Raw genomic sequence first — 16,781 nt, 5'->3', positions numbered from 1 at the left:
TCGCGCTGCGCTTGGCCGGGATGACAGTTTTTTGGCTGGCCAGCGATGCAACAATCGAGCAGGCGTGTGATATGCGAGGCTCGGTTCTAATCCGCCCATCCTTCGGCGCCGACAAGCGGCACATAGGCGACACCGCCGAGATTGTCCGTCCTGAAGTCGCCCTCTGAAGTTCGTCTCACCCGCACCAGATCCTGCAGGTGCCGGGAGGGGCCGACCGGAAGGACCAATCGGCCACCGTCCTTGAGTTGTGCCTTCAGGGAAACGGGAACGTCCGGTGCGGCGGCGGCAACGGCGATGGCGTCGAACGGAGCTTCGTCCGGATACCCCAAGGTGCCATCAGCGCACTGAACCTCGACATTGTTGCAACCGGCCGCCGCCAGATTGTCCCGGGCGAGTTGGACCAGCTCGGGAAGACGTTCGATGCTGACAATGTGAGCGGCGAGTTCTGCCAGGATTGCTGCGGCGTAGCCCGATCCCGTGCCGATATCGAGCACCGAGTCGGTTGAGGAGAGTTCAAGCAATTCGCAAGTCAATGCAACGACATAGGGCTGCGAGATGGTCTGTCCATGTCCGATCGGCAAGGGGCCGTCCCAATAGGCGCGGTGTTGAAGGTCTTCTGGGACGAAGAGATGCCTTGGAACCTTTTCCATCGCGGCGAGAACGCGTTCATCCCTGATGCCGCGGCGCCTGAGCTGCGTTTCAACCATGTCTCTGCGTACGCTGGCAAAGGGATCCATCACGTCGACCCACTGGCTGTGAATTTGTCGGGCAATAACTTGCCGTCTCAAGACTCTATTAAACCTAAAACCGCATAGTGATGGAACCAAGAGACCAGAGTTCAGCGTTAAGGTCCAAAGAGTGCCACGAGCAGCCACCCGTCAGCGGAAACAATCCTTTCTTCGTCGCCTGATCACGCCCGTGATCGCCATTGCCGCGCTCGGATATTTCGGCTTTCATGCCATGAGCGGCGAACTGGGCATGGTCGGCCGTGCGATGATCGAACGGCAAGTCTCCGAACTGGAGGCCGAACTTGCAACCCTGACAGCGGAACGGGAAGAGCTTGTCGCCCGTGTCAGCCTGCTTCGGCCCGAGAGCCTGGATCCCGACATGCTGGACGAACGGGCACGCCTCAACCTTAATCTGGTGCATACGAACGAGCTTGTTGTGCTGCGTCCGGGACACCGTTACGGCGTAAACTGAATTTCGGTTGAATTCTACTACTTAACAGAATTTCAGTTAAGATCTAAATTCCTCTTCTTTTACAATGCATAAAGTGCGTTTCGCAGTGCGAGATTCACGGATTGGATTGACAGCGGCTACAGGATAAGTTGCTCCTACCTGTCTTAGGGGAAACGTCACGCCGAGAAGAGGGTTATGGCCGCAGCATCAAAGACCACTTCCGCTAGCTCCAAGAGCACAAGCCGGACCCGCAGCTCTGCCAAGAAGGCGAAGCCTGCGATCACCGAGTTCGATAAGGACCAGGAACTCCACGCCTACCGCGAAATGCTTCTGATCCGCCGATTTGAGGAAAAAGCCGGACAATTGTACGGCATGGGCCTTATCGGCGGATTTTGTCATTTGTATATCGGACAGGAAGCTGTCGTCGTCGGTATGCAGATGGCCAAGAAGGACGGCGATCAGATGATCACCGGCTATCGCGACCACGGCCACATGCTGGCCATGGATCTCGACCCGAAGGGCGTCATGGCCGAGCTGACCGGACGCCGCGGCGGCCTGTCGAAGGGCAAGGGCGGCTCCATGCACATGTTCTCCAAGGAGAAGCATTTCTATGGCGGCCACGGCATTGTCGGCGCGCAGGTGTCGCTCGGCACCGGCCTCGGCTTTGCCAACAAGTATCGCGAGAACGGCAACGTCGCGATGGCCTTCTTCGGCGATGGCGCTTCCAACCAGGGCCAAGTCTATGAAAGCTTTAACATGGCCGAGCTCTGGAAGCTTCCGGTAGTCTATGTGATCGAGAACAACAAATACGGCATGGGCACCAGCGTGGCCCGCGCCTCCGCCACGACGGACCTTTCCCAGCGCGGTGCCTCCTTCGGCATTCCGGGTGAGCAGGTCGATGGCATGGATGTCCGCGCCGTCATGGCTGCGTCCGAAAAGGCCCTGAAATGGTGCCGGGACGGCAAGGGCCCCTACATCCTTGAAATGATCACCTACCGCTATCGCGGCCACTCCATGTCCGACCCGGCGAAATACCGCTCCAAGGACGAAGTCCAGAAAATGCGTACCGAGCATGACCCGATCGAGCAGGTCCGTGCACGGCTTCTGGAAAAGGAATGGGCAACGGAGGATGACCTCAAGGCCATCGACAAGGACGTCCGGGCGAAGGTCGCCGAGGCGGCTGAATTCGCCCAGACCGATCCGGAGCCGGATGCTTCCGAGCTCTACACCGACATTCTGCTCTAACGCCGGGGATTATCATGCCGATTGACATTTTGATGCCGGCGCTTTCGCCGACAATGGAAGAAGGTAAACTCGCCAAGTGGCTGAAAGCCGAAGGCGACGCTGTCACCGCGGGCGACGTGATCGCCGAAATCGAGACCGACAAGGCCACCATGGAAGTGGAAGCTGTCGACGAAGGCACCATGGGCAAGATCCTGGTGGCCGAAGGTACTGACAACGTCAAGGTCAACGAGAGGATCGCCGTTCTCCTGGCCGATGGCGAAGATGCCAGTGCCATCGACACGGCCGCAGCTGCACCGGCTGCCGCTCCGGCTCCGGCTGCTGCCGAAGCGCCCGCAGCACCGGCCGCTCCTGCCGCACCGGTTGCCTCCGAGCCCGCTGAAGATCCGGAAATTCCGGCCGGCACCGCAATGAAGTCCTCCACCGTGCGTGAAGCGCTGCGCGATGCCATGGCGGAAGAAATGCGCCGGGATGCGGATGTCTTCATCATGGGTGAGGAAGTCGCCGAATATCAGGGCGCCTACAAGATCACCCAGGGCCTGCTTGACGAGTTTTCGGCCAAGCGCGTCATCGACACGCCGATCACCGAACATGGATTTGGCGGTCTTGGTGTTGGCGCGGCCATGGCCGGCCTGAAGCCGATCGTCGAGTTCATGACCTTCAACTTCGCCATGCAGGCGATCGACCAGATCATCAACTCCGCCGCCAAGACGCTTTACATGTCCGGTGGCCAGATGGGTGCACCGATCGTGTTCCGCGGTCCGAACGGCGCGGCGGCCCGTGTTGGCGCGCAGCACTCCCAGGATTATGCTTCCTGGTATGCTCACGTGCCGGGCCTGAAGGTGATCCAGCCCTATTCGGCAGCGGACGCCAAGGGTCTCCTGAAAGCCGCGATCCGTGACCCGAACCCGGTGATCTTCCTCGAGAACGAGATCCTTTACGGTCACTCCTTCGAGATCCCGGACATGGACGACTTCGTCCTGCCGATCGGCAAGGCCAAAGTCGAGCGCGGCGGCACCGACGTCACGCTGGTGTCCTGGGGCATCGGCATGACCTACACGTTGCAGGCCGCCGATGAGCTGGCCGCAATGGGCATCTCGGCGGAGGTCATCAACCTGCGCACGATCCGTCCGCTGGACATCGACACGGTGCTGGCCTCGGTCCGCAAGACCGGCCGGATCGTCACGGTGGAAGAAGCCTTCCCGATGTGTTCGGTCTCTTCGGAAATCGCCTTCCAGGTCCAGGAAAAGGCCTTCGACTATCTCGATGCGCCGATCCTGCGCGTGACCGGCAAGGACGTACCGATGCCTTACGCCGCCAACCTGGAAAAGCTGGCCCTGCCGAGCGTTCCGGAAGTCATCGACGCGGTTAAGGCCGTCACCTACACAGCCTGAGGCGAGGGACACGGATATGCCAATCAATATCACCATGCCGGCCCTTTCTCCGACCATGGAGGAGGGCAACCTGGCCAAATGGCTGGTTCAGGAAGGCGATCAGGTTTCCGCCGGTGATGTCATCGCCGAGATCGAAACCGACAAGGCGACCATGGAAGTGGAAGCCGTTGACGAAGGCAAGGTCGGCAAGATCGTCGTCGCTGCCGGTACAGAAGGTGTGAAGGTCAACGAACTGATCGCCGTGCTTCTGGAAGACGGTGAAGACGCCAGTGCCATCGACACCTCCGGTGGGGCTGCACCTGCTCCGGCTGCCGCTGCGCCCGCACCGGCAGCAGCTGCTGCTCCGGCACCGGCTGCTCCTGCACCTGCCGGCCCGACGCCGGCTGCGGCCGATGGCTCACGCATCTTTGCCTCGCCGCTGGCACGCCGTCTGGCACAGCTCAACGGTCTCGACCTGAAGGCGCTGGCCGGAACCGGCCCGCATGGTCGGATCATCAAGCGCGACATCGAGGCGGCTGTTGCGGCCGGAACCGGCAAGGCCGCTCCGGCGGCTGCCGAAGCTCCGAAGGCTGCTGCTGCGGCTCCGGCCACCGGCCCGTCCGCGGACCAGGTTCTGAAATTGTTCGACGAGGACAGCTACGAGCTCGTGCCGCATGACGGCATGCGCAAGACCATTGCCAAGCGCCTGACGGAATCCAAGCAGACCATCCCGCATTTCTATGTTTCCGTGGACTGCGAACTGGATGCGCTGCTGGCGCTCAGGGCCCAGCTCAATGGCGCGGCTGCCACCGATAAGGACGGCAAACCGGCCTATAAGCTCTCGGTCAACGACATGACCATCAAGGCCCTGGCTCTGGCGCTGCGCGATGTTCCGGATGCGAACGTCTCCTGGACCGACGACAACATGGTCATGCACAAGCATGCCGATGTCGGCGTTGCGGTTTCCATTCCGGGCGGTCTGATCACCCCGATCATCCGCCGTGCGGAAGAAAAGCCGCTGTCCGTCATTTCCAACGAGATGAAGGATTACGGCAAGCGGGCCAAGGAGCGGAAGCTGAAGCCGGAAGAGTACCAGGGCGGCACCACCGCGGTCTCCAACATGGGCATGATGGGCGTGAAGAACTTCTCCGCGGTCGTCAATCCGCCGCATGCGACCATCCTGGCCGTTGGTGCCGGTGAAAAGCGCCCGGTGGTGAAGGACGGCGAACTGGCTGTGGCGACCGTCATGTCCGTGACGCTGTCCACCGACCACCGCTGCGTGGACGGGGCACTGGGTGCGGAACTGCTCAAGGCCTTCAAGGGCTACATCGAAAATCCGATGAGCATGCTGGTCTGACGACGGCCAAGCTCTCCGGCGCGGCGGCAACGCCGCGCCGTTTTTGACTGAAGACTTCTTGTGCCGGGGAAAACACCATGGCTGACACCAATTACGACGTGATCATCATCGGCTCCGGGCCGGGCGGTTACGTCACCGCGATCCGGTCTGCCCAACTGGGCTTCAAGACCGCCATTGTCGAACGCGAGCATCTGGGCGGCATCTGCCTCAACTGGGGCTGTATTCCGACCAAGGCGTTGCTGCGCTCCGCCGAAATCTTCGATCATGCCAATCACGCCAAGAGCTTCGGCCTGACGCTGGAAGGCACCATGAAGGCCGACGTCAAGGATGTCGTTGCCCGTTCGCGTGGCGTCTCCGCACGGCTGAATGGCGGCGTCGGTTTCCTGATGAAGAAAAACAAGATCGACGTGATCTGGGGCGAGGCCAAGCTCACCAAGCCGGGTGAACTCGTTGTCGGCAAACCGTCCAAGCCGGCGGTCGAGCCGCAACATCCGGTGCCGAAAGGCGTCAAGGGTGAGGGCACCTACACAGCCAAGCACATCATTGTTGCCACTGGCGCCCGTCCGCGCGCCCTGCCGGGCATCGAGCCCGATGGCAAGCTGATCTGGACCTATTTCGAGGCGATGAAACCGGCCAAGATGCCGAAGTCGCTCGTCGTCATGGGCTCCGGCGCCATTGGTATCGAATTCGCATCCTTCTACCGCTCCATGGGTGTCGACGTTACGGTCGTGGAACTGATGCCGAACGTGATGCCGGTCGAAGACGCGGAAATCTCGAAATTCGCCCGCAAGGCGCTGGAAAAGCGCGGCCTGAAGATCATCACCGAAGCCAAGGTGACCAAGGTCGACAAGGCGGCGAATTCCATCACCGCCCATGTGGAGACCAAAGACGGCAAGGTCAGCCAGATTACGGCGGACCATCTGATTTCAGCTGTCGGGGTTCAGGGCAATATCGAGAATATCGGCTTGGAAACGCTTGGCGTCAAAACCGACCGCGGCTGTGTTGTCATTGACGACTATGGCCGGACCAACGTCCCGGGCATTTACGCCATTGGTGACGTTGCCGGCCCGCCGATGCTGGCCCACAAGGCCGAGCATGAAGGCGTGATCTGCATCGAGAAGATTGCCGGTGTGCCGGGTGTGCATGCCATGGATCACGGCAAGATCCCGGGCTGCACCTATTGTAACCCGCAGGTTGCTTCTGTCGGGTTGACGGAAGCCAAGGCCAAGGAGCAGGGCCGCGACATTCGTGTCGGCCGCTACATGTTCAATGCCAACGGCAAGGCCATCGCCCTTGGCGAAGACAACGGCATGATCAAGGTGATCTTCGACAAGAAGACCGGAGAGCTTCTGGGCGCACATATGTGCGGTGCGGAAGTGACTGAACTGATCCAGGGCTTTGTTGTCGCCATGAACCTGGAGACGACCGAAGAAGAACTGATGCACACGATCTTCCCGCATCCGACCCTGTCGGAAATGATGAAGGAAGCGGTGCTCGATGCCTATGGCAAGGTTCTGAATGCCTGATTGAATCAAGCCCCGGCGGGGTGTTCTGCCGGGGCTTCTTTCGGAGCGACGCAATGACGGGTCAGGGTACTCGACCGGAAGATGTTCTACCGGACGGCCAGGATTTCACGACCATCCGAGGCGTACGTGTCCGCAAGGGTACGATTTTCGCTGCGCTGAAGAATATCGAACTCATGCAATCCGGCGACGCTGAATTGCGCGCGGAGGCCCTGAAGACTCTCCGGGAGCTTGCACCAGCGCTTGTTGTGCTGGATCTCCACCGGCATTTCCAGTGTCGGGATCCGGAAGTGGAACAGTTGATTGCAGATGCTGCAGAGAAGCTGGAAGGCTGAGCCCCAGCGATAGGACATGCGGGGCATGCCTCGACAATTTTCAGGATATCCCAACTGGACGCGCGCCCTGAATAGGGTAACGTTAGGCTGACCGGGTTCAGGGGGAAAGGGAGCCTTCGATTATGGATGTCAAAGCAATTTTGGTCTGGGTCGCCATCGGTATTCTGGCGGGGTGGCTGGCAAGCATCGTGGTTGGCGGCGGCGGTCTGGTGCGCTACCTGATCACCGGTCTGATCGGCGCTTTTGTCGGCGGTTTCCTGTTCAAGCTGGCCGGCATCAATCTCAATCTTGGTAATGTCTGGATGAACGAAATCGTCGTCGCCGCCGTCGGTGCGATCGTGGTTGTCTTGCTGGCGCGACTGATCGCCTGAGGCTGGGCAGCGGCGGTATTATCGCCCCGCTTGTACTTCCCCAAATTATCGAACCTTTTGTCCGGGAAATGGGGAAGAGAGCGTTGCCGCCGAACATGTTATACGACGGCTTCTTGTTCGGTTTGGTCGGTGCGGCACTTGGCGCAAAGCCGGTTTTGGAATACGGGGCCGGCGTATAGACAGAAACCAATTATGTGATGATCACAGCGGTCTTCGGTTTTTCGCCTTTTCACCGTTCGGCGCAGAACCTTGGGTTAGATCGATTTGGCAATTTTCGTATTTGGATCAAATATGGCGGGGCGTCATGGCAAGGGCGCTGCACTCTATGCAAAGAAGCACTTTGGCGCAGAGCAGGGCGTCGGTGAAGGACCTACGGGCAGTGCCTACGCCATCCCGACAAAGGGAAAGAAACTTGAGCGCCTGGAATGGACCGAGATCGAACCGGCGCTTGAGCGATTCGTTCAATATGCACGCGACAATCCGAACGAGGTTTTTCATCTGACACCCGTTGGGACTGGACTGGCAGGCCATTCCATGGAGATGCTCCGTGACAGCTTGAAGCGGATCGGATTGCCGAATAACGTCCTGCTGACAGCTTCCTGGATCAACGACGGATAGAGGCAAACATGGGTCTGATCATCGCTATCATCATCGGTCTGATCGCGGGTGCGGTGGCGCACCGGGTGCTCAATAGCCGGGGTGGTTTTCTCGGCAGTCTGGTGGTCGGTCTGATCGGTGCGCTGATCGGCGGTAAACTGGCTGAAATGTTCCGCCTGCAGATCACCGGAGGCATTTTCGACCAGCTGGTGCTGGCGACGGTCGGCGCGATCCTGTTCCTGTTTCTCTGGAAGAAAATACGCGGCTAGTCGGATCAAGAGCCGATGAAAATGCCGGATCACAGCGCTGAAACCCGCCTTGCAACCTACGGGACGCTTGCGCCGGGGCGGGCCAACTATCACCAGGTGGAAGAACTCGCAGGCACCTGGAGCGTCGGTACCGTGCGGGGGCGCCTGGTTGAAGCGGGTTGGGGTGCTGCCATGGGGTATCCCGGTCTGATCCTTGAAGAGACTGGCGGCGAGATTGAGGTTCATGTTCTTGAATCACATGATCTTCCGGGCCACTGGGCGCGTCTGGATGCGTTCGAAGGCAGCGGCTACGAGCGTGTATCCGTGACAGTTATTTGTGAGGGCAGGGAGGTGATGGCGTCGATTTATGTCATTGCCGGCCAGCATCAGGGGAACGGGGTGGAATGACCGATATCGGGCTCAAGGCCTTTGCCATCCGAACGACGGACAAATTGCGCTACGCCGATACGGACCGGCAGGGCCATGTCAACAACGCGGTTTTCGCGACCTTTCTGGAAACCGGCCGTGTGGAAGTCATCTATGGGGAAGAGCTGGCCGATGAAGGGGCAGCCTTTGTGATTGCGCGTCTGGAACTCGATTTTCTGGCCGAAGTGAACTGGCCGGGAGAGGTCGAGATCGGAACAGCGGTACATGAGATCGGCCGCAGCTCGTTCAAACTGTTTCAGCAAGTGTTCCAGAACGGCAAACCGGTCGCCAGGGCCGTCACCGTGATCGTGCAGATGAACGAGGCCACGCGCAAGTCTCATCCATTGACGGCTCGGGCCCGCGCGCGGCTGGAACAGCTCGTCAGGCCTGCATTAAGCACATAGCTGGCTTGGCACCATTATGACTTGACCTTTCAAGGGAATAACGACACTTAAGGCCCATGGTTACGATCGTCGACACGCTCAATCGCCCGCAGCAATCTGCTGACTCGCGCCCACGCCATCCGGAAAAGGCGCATCGCCCCGACAATCCGGTGCAACGCAAGCCGAAATGGATCCGCGTCAAGGCGCCGACGTCGCCGGTCTATCGCGAGACCAAGGGCATTGTCCGGGACAATAATCTCGTCACGGTCTGCGAAGAGGCTGGCTGCCCGAACATCGGCGAGTGCTGGTCGAAAAAACATGCCAGTTTCATGATCCTGGGTGACACCTGCACGCGGGCCTGCGCCTTCTGCAATGTGCGAACGGGCATGCCGGGCCCAGTCGACCCGAAGGAACCGCAGGGTGTCGCCGATGCCGTGGCCGCCATGGGTCTTGAGCATGTCGTCATCACCTCCGTCGACCGGGACGATCTCGACGATGGCGGAGCAACTCATTTTGCGAATGTGATCCAGGCGATCCGCAAGGCTTCTCCGACTACAACGGTCGAAGTTCTGACACCTGATTTCCTGCGCAAGGATGGGGCCCTGGAGATCGTTGTCGAGGCGCGGCCGGACGTCTTCAACCACAATCTGGAAACCGTTCCCTCCAAGTACCTGAAGGTACGTCCGGGCGCGCGCTATTTCCACTCCATACGGCTTCTTCAGAAAGTGAAGGAACTTGATCCGGAGATGTTCACCAAGTCCGGTATCATGGTCGGGCTTGGAGAGGTCAGGAATGAAGTGCTGCAGCTGATGGACGATCTTCGGGCCGCCGATGTCGATTTCATGACCATCGGGCAATATCTGCAGCCGTCCAAGAAACACCACCCGGTGATCGACTTCGTGACACCGGAGCAGTTCAAGGGCTATGAGCGCATCGCTTACGCGAAGGGCTTCCTGAAAGTGTCCGCCAGTCCGCTGACCAGGTCCTCGCATCATGCGGGTGAGGACTTTGCCGAGCTCAGAGCGGCCCGCAAGGCCAAGCTTGGCCACTGACAAAGACACGATCTGGACACTTCGACACGATGCCCAGTTTTACCTCCAGTCACAAAGTCAATCACGCGGCGGACGACATGTTCCGCCTGGTTGCCGATGTGGAGCGCTATCCGGAATTCGTGCCGTTGTGCCAGGGGCTGCATGTGCGCGGGCGCAAGGAACTTGCGGATGGGCGGTCGGTTCTCGTCGCTGACATGACCGTTGCCTACAAACTGTTCAAGGAAACCTTCACCAGCCGGGTCGAGTTGCGTCCTGACGAACGCACCATCCTCGTCGAGTATCTGGATGGCCCCTTCAAGCATCTCGAGAATAAATGGACTTTCGAGGATGTGGGAGAAGGCGCCAGTACCGTTGGCTTCTATATTTCCTACGAGTTTCGCAGCCGCACCCTGGGCTCGCTGATGGGCGTCATGTTCGACAAGGCGTTCCGGAAGTTTTCCAGCGCGTTCGAAGCGCGTGCGGATGAGGTTTACGGGGCGTAGAGCGGTAACCTGCGTCTGATCGAAAACCGGAAAGTCACCTGAAAAACGCCCTCATCCTGAAGAGCGCACTTGTGCGTGTCCTGAAAGATGGGCCGGTTGCTCTGGCAGGTGTCACCGATCCTCTAAAACTGTGTCGCCGTGTTTCCCAGGCATGGTGTGCTGCTTGAGGAGGGTGTGTTGGTCAGCTCCCATCAATGCAGAATGCAAGACATTACTTGAACTGCTTGAAGGCATCCCGGATGACGCGGATGCGGCTGGACTTCATGTCGAGAGGCTCGTTTCTGTTCCGGATCTGCTCGACTTCGCGCTTCTTCAGGCCAAGATCGTCCAGGGTTGCAAACGAGCCGTAGTCGGCGCAGACGGTCCTGCGATTGCTGCCAAGGTTTTCTTCCACGATCAGTTTGCGCCCGGCTGCGGCTTCTTCTTCCGTCCAGACAACAGTGGTGGAGGAGACCCAGAAGGTGCGCTCACAATAACGGGCCTGATGGTAGCCTTCCTTCGGTTTGGTCAGGATTTCATGGAAGCCGGTGAAGGTGCCGTTGGAATACTGGGAACGGATGTAGAAATCACCCTGTGCCAGCGCTGTTCCGGCGGGAACAAGACCGCCAACTGCCAGAACTGCTAGGAACGCAAACAAGCGCTTCATGTCAGGTTTCCCTTTTCAGTACCGCCCCGTGACCCCTTTCAATCCAGATATTACTGCTTCCCACTTACCCGAGCCTTACCAAGTGGGCCTTGCCGACAGATACTCAGTTACCGTGGTAGGACTTTGCGGCCTTGTCGCCATCGCCGGGCCGGAAGGCTTCGCGGATGACGGCAAACCGATTGACCCTGCGAACGGAGGCACCGTCGTTTTGCACGACGACGCGCGGGTCCTCATCAACACCCAGGTCCTTGAGCGTGACCTGCTCCTCAGGATGGTCACAGATCGGGCGCCAGCCCTTGCCCCAGTTATATTCCACCCGGACGACGTAGTTTTGCTGCACTTCGAGCTGGGTCCAGGCGACCGTTGCATAGCGGACCCAATAGGACCGGCCGCAATATTGCACTTCGATCAGTCCGTCGGACATCCTGTTGTAGATACGGTGCGATCCCCGGAAATTCTGACCGTCGCGGGAAATGATATGAGTGTCTCCGGCCACGGGGATTTCATTGCCCGCGTGAGCCATGGTACCTGCCAGGCAGAACGCGCCTGCTGCAAGAAGTGTTTTCTGGACTGACATATCCATTTCCTGAATCGCGAACTCATTTCGCGAGTTGTAACCTGCCAGGAACACCCTAACGGATCGGCCTCTCCAACCCGTTTTCACTGGCTTGCGGTTTTTATTAAAACTTTAACGAGTTTTCGCCGCGATGGTTTTCAGCGCGATGAAACTATTCGATTGGGTTATCTCGTGTGAAATGTGCCGTTTGTCTCACCCGAGCTGCGCGCCTGGAACACGGCGCCGATAGCCGACAGGCGGCTCTTTCCCTGTTCGCCGTCGGCTTCACCGGCAAGCACGTCGCGCGGACTTTCATTGATGCCGATATCCTCAAGGGTGACCTGCCGCTCCGGATGGTCGCAGATCGGGCGCCACCCGCGGCCAAAATTGTATTCGATGCGGACTGTGTGTCCGAGTTCGGTTTCCAGTTGGGTCCAGGCCACGGTGTGGCTGCGGACAAAATAGTCACGCCGGCAATAGGCGACCTGTTTGAGGCCCTTGGAAAAGTCCTGGAAGAGTTTGTGACTGCCCACGAAAAGGCCGCTTCGATCGCGGGAAATCAGATAGAAGTCGCCAGGTTTCGGCACGGCGTCGGCTTTGGCAGCACCAGCTGTGCCGAGCAGGACGGCAGCAAGGAGGATCACGTGTTTCAGCATGATGATTTCTGTCTGGAATTCCCTATAGGTCAACAATGCTGACTATAGATGTTCCCAAAGCGGAAACCAGCGCGTTCTCTCTGGAGCCTTAATGACGGTTTACTCAAGAAACTGCATTTAATATTGAAATTAGTGCAGTTTGTACGGTGGCCAGACGGATCGAGCGGCGTCCCTGGTCCGCGAACCAGCAATGCAGGTGTTCGGTCGGTCTGCCTTTGCGGGCCACCGCCAGATGGACGGTGCCCACAGGTTTTGCCTCGCTGCCGCCACCGGGGCCGGCGATGCCTGTTACGGAGACCGCAACATCAGCGTTGGAACGTGTCACGGCGCCTTCCGCCATTGCAATGGCCACTTCCTTGCTGACCGCGCCGACCTTCGCAATCAGTTCATCCGGCACGCCGAGCATTTCGGTCTTGGCTTCGTTGGAATAGGTGACGAAGCCGCGGTCAACAGCGGCGGAAGATCCCGCAATTTCGGTCAGCGCGCCGCAGATGAGGCCGCCGGTACAGGATTCGGCGGTTGCCACCATCATGTTCTTCGCCTTGAGGGCATCAAGAACCTTCTCTGCAATGGGAGCCAGATCTTCGAGGCTGTGTGGTGAGGTTTCGGTCATCAGTCAGGCTTCCTCGTCAAAGGGCAGGCGGACGGTGACGGCGGCAACGGCGGCAATGCCCTCGCGGCGGCCGGTAAAGCCGAGTTTTTCCGATGTCGTTGCCTTCACGGATACCCGGGAAACCGGAATGGCGCAGATCTCTGCGATCGAGTTGCGCACTGCCTCGCGATGCGGTCCGATCTTGGGCTCCTCGCAGATTACGGTCACGTCGATATGCGCAAGCCGCCCGCCAAGGGCCGCGACCCGGCGTATGGCGTCCAGCTGAAACTGGTCGGAGGCTGCGCCTTTCCATTTCGGATCGCTTGGCGGAAAATGCTGTCCGATATCGCCGTCGCCGATTGCGCCGAGTGTCGCATCGGTGATTGCGTGCAGCACGACGTCTGCGTCCGAATGCCCTTTCAGCTTCCTGTAGTGCGGAATTTCGATCCCGCCCAACACCACGCCTGTGCCGTCTTCGAACGCATGAACATCATAGCCGATGCCGGTCCGGATATCGGTCAGATCCGCCAGGGGGCGGGGCGTGTTGGTCGTATCGCTCATGACGCCTGTCCTTGCCAGCGTTTCTGCACGTTTCAGGTCCGCAGACGTGGTGATCTTGAAGTTGGCCGGGTCACCGTCGCTTATCACAATGGACATTGAGGCCCATTCCGCAAGTCCCGTGTCATCGGTGAAGTCGTCTCGCCCGGCTGCAGCTGCCCTGGTGTGTGCGGAGAGGATTTTGTCCAGCTCAAAAGCCTGCGGGGTTTGAGCTGCCCATAGCCCTGTCCGGTCGACTGTCTCGGCAGAGACCCGGTTGGTGTCGACCCGTTTGAGCGTGTCCGAAACCGGGACCGCAGCCAGAACGCCGTGAGCGCCTTCGTCCAATGCATCAAGGAGCTTGTCCAAAACCTCCGTTGTCACGAAAGGGCGTGCGGCATCGTGAATGAGAACATGGCCGCAGTCTGTATTCGCCAGGGCCTGCAGACCGGCATGAACAGAATTCTGCCTGGTTGCGCCACCGGCAACTGCGGGCTCAAGTTTGACTCTGATGGCTGCAGGCAGTTCAGCGACAGCCTCGTCGTAAAGTACTGTGTCGTCCGGGTGTATCACCGTAAGCAGACGGGAAATCCGCGGGTGATTCCCGAGCGCATTCAGTGTATGTGTCAGCACCGGTTGGCCGGCTAGGTCACGATATTGCTTGGGACGTGTATCGTTTGGATCCGCCAGGCGTGTTCCGCGGCCTGCCGCAACAATCAAAGCAGCAGCGGGATTTGTCATATGCGGTCTCCTAGGATGGTGGATCTGAAAGTCGCCGCTAAAAGGCAGCCTTCGCCGTAGCGTATTTCAGACCCGAAAACCACACTGGAAACACATATTTGCCCGTCACGGTTCCGAAACTGAGGGTCGCTCGGCGACCGTCTGCCTTCGAGAGCCGCTTTGGTTTCAGAGGATGAGCTGACACTTCCCGAGCGTTTTGTCGAACCGCCAACCTGAAGAACTTGTTTGAACCGAAATTTTTGACTTGTTGCAATGCGATAATTGTCTACTATATAGGCAAATCAGAAAATGCACAGTCATTAAGCAAAGTAGAGACTTTGAACCCCTGATGACCAAGTCACTGTCAATAGGCCGGCACAAATTGCCAAATCTGGCTGTGCTGGCTCCGATGTCCGGAGTGTCCGATCTGCCGTTTCGCAAACTGGCGGCGCGATTTGGCGCCGGCATGGTCGTCAGCGAAATGGTTGCCAGCGAATCCTTTGTGCGAGGCGATGCCGAAACGCAGATGCGTGCCGAGGCTCAAGAAAATGGCCTGCACGTGGTGCAACTTGCAGGACGCGAAGCCCGTTGGATGGGTGAGGCTGCGAAGGTTATTTCCGGTCTGGGCGCTGACGTCATTGATATCAACATGGGATGCCCCGCCAAAAAGGTCACGTCCGGCTATTCCGGTTCCGCGCTGATGCGCGATCTTGACCATGCGCTTACGCTGATCGAGGCCACTGTCGAAGCTGTCGATCTGCCGGTTACCCTCAAGATGCGCCTTGGTTGGGACGACAAATCCATCAATGCTCCGGAGCTTGCGCGCCGGGCTGAGGCGGCAGGTATTCAACTCATAACCGTGCATGGCCGTACCCGCTGTCAGTTCTACAAGGGCAGGGCGGACTGGCAAGCGATAGCGGCAGTCAAGGACGCTATTTCGGTGCCGCTGATCGCCAATGGTGACTGCAAGGGATTTGACGACGCGTTGACCATGCTCGAGCAATCGGGGGCTGACGGGGTCATGATCGGACGAGGAGCCTATGGCCGGCCCTGGCTGCCGGGCCATGTCGGCCATTTTCTGGCAACGGGTGAGCGTCTCGCAGAACCTGGTGGTCGGAAGTTGGCCGATCTGGTGATCGAGCATTACGAGGCTCTGTTGAGCCACTATGGCCAGGAGGGCGGCTTGCGGATCGCGCGTAAACATCTCGGCTGGTATCTCGATATTGCCCAGTCGGCCGGGGATAATCATATCCCGGCTGTAATACGACAGACCCTGATGACCTCGAAGCAGCCGGCAGACGTGATCCGGCTGGTGAACGAGTGGTTCCCCATTACAAACGAACGGACTGCAGCTTGACGGATCTTGCGTCTCCTTCCGGCCGGACGGCCGCTCTTGCCAGCGATGGGCCTATCATTCTGGACGCGCTTCCCCATCCCGTGCTGCTCGTGGCACCAGATGGCGTGATTGAATCGGCGAATATGGCAGCCGAGATTTTCATGCGCTCCAGCGTATCGGTGCTTCGGCGTCATCCGATCAGCGACTTTGTTCCCTTTGGCAGCCCGTTGCTGACCCTGATCGATCAGGTGCGCGAACGGGCTGCGCCGGTCAATGAATACAAGGTCGATATCGGGTCTCCGCGCATCGGTGCCCCCAAGGTTGTCGATATCAATGCCGCGCCTGTGTCAGACCGGCCCGGCGCTGTTGTTCTGATGTTCCAGGAGCGCACCATGGCGGAAAAAATTGACCGTCAGCTGACCTCCAGGGGTGCGGCGCGCACCGTGACGGGACTTGCGGCGATGCTGGCGCATGAGATCAAGAACCCGCTGTCGGGCATACGAGGAGCCGCTCAGCTGATTGAGCAGTCGGTGCCTGCCGAAGACCGGGCGTTGACGCGATTGATCATGGACGAGACCGACAGGATCGTGAAACTGGTCGACCGGATGGAAGTCTTCTCGGACGAGCGACCGATCGAACGCGAGCCGGTCAACATCCATATCGTTCTGGACCATGTGAAGAGGCTGGCCGATTCAGGTTTTGCGCGCGATAAGCGTATTATCGAGGTCTATGACCCATCGCTGCCGGCCGTGTTTGCCAACAAGGATCAGCTGATCCAGGTCTTCCTGAATCTCATCAAGAACGCCTGCGAGGCCATTGGTGATGACCCGGACGGTGAGATCAAGGTGTCAACAGCCTTCCGCCCCGGCGTGCGTCTGTCGGTGCCTGGCACCGATGACAAGGTCAGCCTGCCTCTTGAATTCTGCGTGCAGGACAATGGTCCGGGCGTGCCGGACGATCTCCTGCCGCATCTCTTCGAGCCTTTCATCTCGACCAAGACCAACGGATCCGGTCTGGGCCTGGCGCTAGTCGCCAAGATCATTGGTGATCATGGCGGCGTCATTGAATGTGACAGCCAGCGCCACAAAACCGTTTTCCGGATCCTGATGCCCGCATTTACAGGTGAGGGGGAAGCGTTGCCGACCCCGTCCAGCAAGGGAACAAACTGAC

The 16,781-nt window shown here is 59.1% G+C and carries 21 protein-coding genes; 15 read left to right on the top strand and 6 right to left on the bottom strand.

Annotation, left to right across the window (positions count from 1 at the left end):
- Positions 1-86: 86 nt before the first annotated feature.
- Positions 87-707 carry a protein-L-isoaspartate(D-aspartate) O-methyltransferase gene (locus tag ACO6TG_RS00855; RefSeq protein WP_422376463.1) on the bottom strand — a complete coding sequence of 207 codons (621 nt, stop codon included), beginning with the start codon at positions 705-707 and terminating at the stop codon, positions 87-89.
- 151 nt (positions 708-858) lie between these two features.
- Here ACO6TG_RS00855 and ACO6TG_RS00850 point away from each other — a divergent pair, with 151 nt between their 5' ends.
- The 13 genes from ACO6TG_RS00850 (at position 859) to ACO6TG_RS00790 (ending at position 10,568) form a co-directional block, all read left to right on the top strand.
- On the top strand, positions 859-1,200 hold the full coding sequence (locus tag ACO6TG_RS00850; RefSeq protein WP_247646197.1) for an FtsB family cell division protein: 342 nt from the start codon (positions 859-861) through the stop codon (positions 1,198-1,200).
- Positions 1,201-1,503: 303 nt separating this feature from the next.
- On the top strand, positions 1,504-2,424 hold the full coding sequence (pdhA, locus tag ACO6TG_RS00845) for a pyruvate dehydrogenase (acetyl-transferring) E1 component subunit alpha (protein ID WP_247646266.1): 921 nt from the start codon (positions 1,504-1,506) through the stop codon (positions 2,422-2,424).
- 14 nt (positions 2,425-2,438) lie between these two features.
- Positions 2,439-3,815 carry a pyruvate dehydrogenase complex E1 component subunit beta gene (locus ACO6TG_RS00840; protein ID WP_422376462.1) on the top strand — a complete coding sequence of 459 codons (1,377 nt, stop codon included), beginning with the start codon at positions 2,439-2,441 and terminating at the stop codon, positions 3,813-3,815.
- 16 nt (positions 3,816-3,831) lie between these two features.
- The gene (locus tag ACO6TG_RS00835; protein WP_422376461.1) at positions 3,832-5,151 is read left to right on the top strand and encodes a pyruvate dehydrogenase complex dihydrolipoamide acetyltransferase; all 1,320 of its coding nucleotides are present in this window, start codon (positions 3,832-3,834) and stop codon (positions 5,149-5,151) included.
- A gap of 77 nt (positions 5,152-5,228) precedes the next feature.
- The gene (lpdA, locus tag ACO6TG_RS00830) at positions 5,229-6,677 is read left to right on the top strand and encodes a dihydrolipoyl dehydrogenase (protein WP_422376460.1); all 1,449 of its coding nucleotides are present in this window, start codon (positions 5,229-5,231) and stop codon (positions 6,675-6,677) included.
- Positions 6,678-6,730: 53 nt separating this feature from the next.
- Positions 6,731-7,009, top strand: coding sequence for a hypothetical protein (locus tag ACO6TG_RS00825; protein WP_422376459.1), 279 nt, complete (start codon positions 6,731-6,733; stop codon positions 7,007-7,009).
- A 122-nt stretch (positions 7,010-7,131) separates the two neighbouring features.
- The gene (locus tag ACO6TG_RS00820) at positions 7,132-7,380 is read left to right on the top strand and encodes a GlsB/YeaQ/YmgE family stress response membrane protein (RefSeq protein WP_422376458.1); all 249 of its coding nucleotides are present in this window, start codon (positions 7,132-7,134) and stop codon (positions 7,378-7,380) included.
- 291 nt (positions 7,381-7,671) lie between these two features.
- Entirely contained in the window at positions 7,672-7,998 is a 327-nt protein-coding gene (locus tag ACO6TG_RS00815; protein ID WP_422376457.1) for a hypothetical protein, read from the top strand.
- Between the two features lie 8 nt (positions 7,999-8,006).
- Positions 8,007-8,246 carry a GlsB/YeaQ/YmgE family stress response membrane protein gene (locus ACO6TG_RS00810; protein WP_094070818.1) on the top strand — a complete coding sequence of 80 codons (240 nt, stop codon included), beginning with the start codon at positions 8,007-8,009 and terminating at the stop codon, positions 8,244-8,246.
- A gap of 21 nt (positions 8,247-8,267) precedes the next feature.
- Positions 8,268-8,633 carry a gamma-glutamylcyclotransferase family protein gene (locus ACO6TG_RS00805; protein ID WP_422376456.1) on the top strand — a complete coding sequence of 122 codons (366 nt, stop codon included), beginning with the start codon at positions 8,268-8,270 and terminating at the stop codon, positions 8,631-8,633.
- Positions 8,630-9,055 (top strand): acyl-CoA thioesterase, encoded by a 426-nt coding sequence (locus tag ACO6TG_RS00800; RefSeq protein ID WP_094070817.1) that lies wholly within the window; start codon positions 8,630-8,632, stop codon positions 9,053-9,055. Before ACO6TG_RS00805 ends, ACO6TG_RS00800 begins: the two co-directional genes overlap by 4 nt.
- Before the next feature lie 56 nt (positions 9,056-9,111).
- Complete coding sequence (gene lipA, locus ACO6TG_RS00795; protein WP_422376455.1) at positions 9,112-10,086, top strand: lipoyl synthase; 975 nt, start codon at positions 9,112-9,114, stop codon at positions 10,084-10,086.
- Positions 10,087-10,115: 29 nt separating this feature from the next.
- Positions 10,116-10,568, top strand: coding sequence for a type II toxin-antitoxin system RatA family toxin (locus ACO6TG_RS00790; protein ID WP_094070815.1), 453 nt, complete (start codon positions 10,116-10,118; stop codon positions 10,566-10,568).
- A 211-nt stretch (positions 10,569-10,779) separates the two neighbouring features.
- On the opposite strand, the gene ACO6TG_RS00785 is transcribed toward ACO6TG_RS00790, so the two are convergent.
- The 5 genes from ACO6TG_RS00785 to ACO6TG_RS00765 all read right to left on the bottom strand — a co-directional run bounded on the left by ACO6TG_RS00785 (position 10,780) and on the right by ACO6TG_RS00765 (position 14,296).
- A complete protein-coding gene (locus ACO6TG_RS00785; RefSeq protein ID WP_422376454.1) occupies positions 10,780-11,214 on the bottom strand; it encodes a hypothetical protein in 435 nt (144 codons plus the stop codon).
- A 103-nt stretch (positions 11,215-11,317) separates the two neighbouring features.
- Positions 11,318-11,791 carry a hypothetical protein gene (locus ACO6TG_RS00780; RefSeq protein WP_422376453.1) on the bottom strand — a complete coding sequence of 158 codons (474 nt, stop codon included), beginning with the start codon at positions 11,789-11,791 and terminating at the stop codon, positions 11,318-11,320.
- Positions 11,792-11,955: 164 nt separating this feature from the next.
- Positions 11,956-12,426 carry a hypothetical protein gene (locus ACO6TG_RS00775; RefSeq protein ID WP_422376452.1) on the bottom strand — a complete coding sequence of 157 codons (471 nt, stop codon included), beginning with the start codon at positions 12,424-12,426 and terminating at the stop codon, positions 11,956-11,958.
- A 103-nt stretch (positions 12,427-12,529) separates the two neighbouring features.
- Positions 12,530-13,039 (bottom strand): CinA family protein, encoded by a 510-nt coding sequence (locus ACO6TG_RS00770; RefSeq protein WP_422376451.1) that lies wholly within the window; start codon positions 13,037-13,039, stop codon positions 12,530-12,532.
- 3 nt (positions 13,040-13,042) lie between these two features.
- Positions 13,043-14,296, bottom strand: a complete 1,254-nt coding sequence (locus ACO6TG_RS00765; protein ID WP_422376450.1) for a bifunctional 2-C-methyl-D-erythritol 4-phosphate cytidylyltransferase/2-C-methyl-D-erythritol 2,4-cyclodiphosphate synthase — start codon at positions 14,294-14,296, stop codon at positions 13,043-13,045.
- A 328-nt stretch (positions 14,297-14,624) separates the two neighbouring features.
- Here ACO6TG_RS00765 and dusB point away from each other — a divergent pair, with 328 nt between their 5' ends.
- Together dusB and ACO6TG_RS00755 are read left to right on the top strand one after the other, a co-directional pair.
- Positions 14,625-15,632 carry a tRNA dihydrouridine synthase DusB gene (dusB, locus tag ACO6TG_RS00760; protein ID WP_422376449.1) on the top strand — a complete coding sequence of 336 codons (1,008 nt, stop codon included), beginning with the start codon at positions 14,625-14,627 and terminating at the stop codon, positions 15,630-15,632.
- A complete protein-coding gene (locus tag ACO6TG_RS00755) occupies positions 15,629-16,780 on the top strand; it encodes a two-component system sensor histidine kinase NtrB (protein WP_422376448.1) in 1,152 nt (383 codons plus the stop codon). Before dusB ends, ACO6TG_RS00755 begins: the two co-directional genes overlap by 4 nt.
- Position 16,781: the final 1 nt, after the last annotated feature.

Source organism: Roseibium sp., assembly GCF_965233565.1.
Classification (GTDB): domain Bacteria; phylum Pseudomonadota; class Alphaproteobacteria; order Rhizobiales; family Stappiaceae; genus Roseibium.
This window is presented reverse-complemented; position numbering and strand designations above follow the sequence as displayed.

Excerpts from the sequence above, each read along its gene's own strand:
- ACO6TG_RS00855 (WP_422376463.1), bottom strand. The coding sequence starts at position 707 with ATGGTTGAAACGCAGCTCAGGCGCCGCGGCATCAGGGATGAACGCGTT.
- pdhA (WP_247646266.1), top strand. The coding sequence starts at position 1,504 with ATGCTTCTGATCCGCCGATTTGAGGAAAAAGCCGGACAATTGTACGGC.
- ACO6TG_RS00840 (WP_422376462.1), top strand. The coding sequence starts at position 2,439 with ATGCCGATTGACATTTTGATGCCGGCGCTTTCGCCGACAATGGAAGAA.
- ACO6TG_RS00835 (WP_422376461.1), top strand. The coding sequence starts at position 3,832 with ATGCCAATCAATATCACCATGCCGGCCCTTTCTCCGACCATGGAGGAG.
- lpdA (WP_422376460.1), top strand. The coding sequence starts at position 5,229 with ATGGCTGACACCAATTACGACGTGATCATCATCGGCTCCGGGCCGGGC.
- ACO6TG_RS00825 (WP_422376459.1), top strand. The coding sequence starts at position 6,731 with ATGACGGGTCAGGGTACTCGACCGGAAGATGTTCTACCGGACGGCCAG.
- ACO6TG_RS00820 (WP_422376458.1), top strand. The coding sequence starts at position 7,132 with ATGGATGTCAAAGCAATTTTGGTCTGGGTCGCCATCGGTATTCTGGCG.
- ACO6TG_RS00815 (WP_422376457.1), top strand. The coding sequence starts at position 7,672 with ATGGCGGGGCGTCATGGCAAGGGCGCTGCACTCTATGCAAAGAAGCAC.
- ACO6TG_RS00810 (WP_094070818.1), top strand. The coding sequence starts at position 8,007 with ATGGGTCTGATCATCGCTATCATCATCGGTCTGATCGCGGGTGCGGTG.
- ACO6TG_RS00805 (WP_422376456.1), top strand. The coding sequence starts at position 8,268 with ATGCCGGATCACAGCGCTGAAACCCGCCTTGCAACCTACGGGACGCTT.
- ACO6TG_RS00800 (WP_094070817.1), top strand. The coding sequence starts at position 8,630 with ATGACCGATATCGGGCTCAAGGCCTTTGCCATCCGAACGACGGACAAA.
- lipA (WP_422376455.1), top strand. The coding sequence starts at position 9,112 with ATGGTTACGATCGTCGACACGCTCAATCGCCCGCAGCAATCTGCTGAC.
- ACO6TG_RS00790 (WP_094070815.1), top strand. The coding sequence starts at position 10,116 with ATGCCCAGTTTTACCTCCAGTCACAAAGTCAATCACGCGGCGGACGAC.
- ACO6TG_RS00785 (WP_422376454.1), bottom strand. The coding sequence starts at position 11,214 with ATGAAGCGCTTGTTTGCGTTCCTAGCAGTTCTGGCAGTTGGCGGTCTT.
- ACO6TG_RS00780 (WP_422376453.1), bottom strand. The coding sequence starts at position 11,791 with ATGTCAGTCCAGAAAACACTTCTTGCAGCAGGCGCGTTCTGCCTGGCA.
- ACO6TG_RS00775 (WP_422376452.1), bottom strand. The coding sequence starts at position 12,426 with ATGCTGAAACACGTGATCCTCCTTGCTGCCGTCCTGCTCGGCACAGCT.
- ACO6TG_RS00770 (WP_422376451.1), bottom strand. The coding sequence starts at position 13,039 with ATGACCGAAACCTCACCACACAGCCTCGAAGATCTGGCTCCCATTGCA.
- ACO6TG_RS00765 (WP_422376450.1), bottom strand. The coding sequence starts at position 14,296 with ATGACAAATCCCGCTGCTGCTTTGATTGTTGCGGCAGGCCGCGGAACA.
- dusB (WP_422376449.1), top strand. The coding sequence starts at position 14,625 with ATGACCAAGTCACTGTCAATAGGCCGGCACAAATTGCCAAATCTGGCT.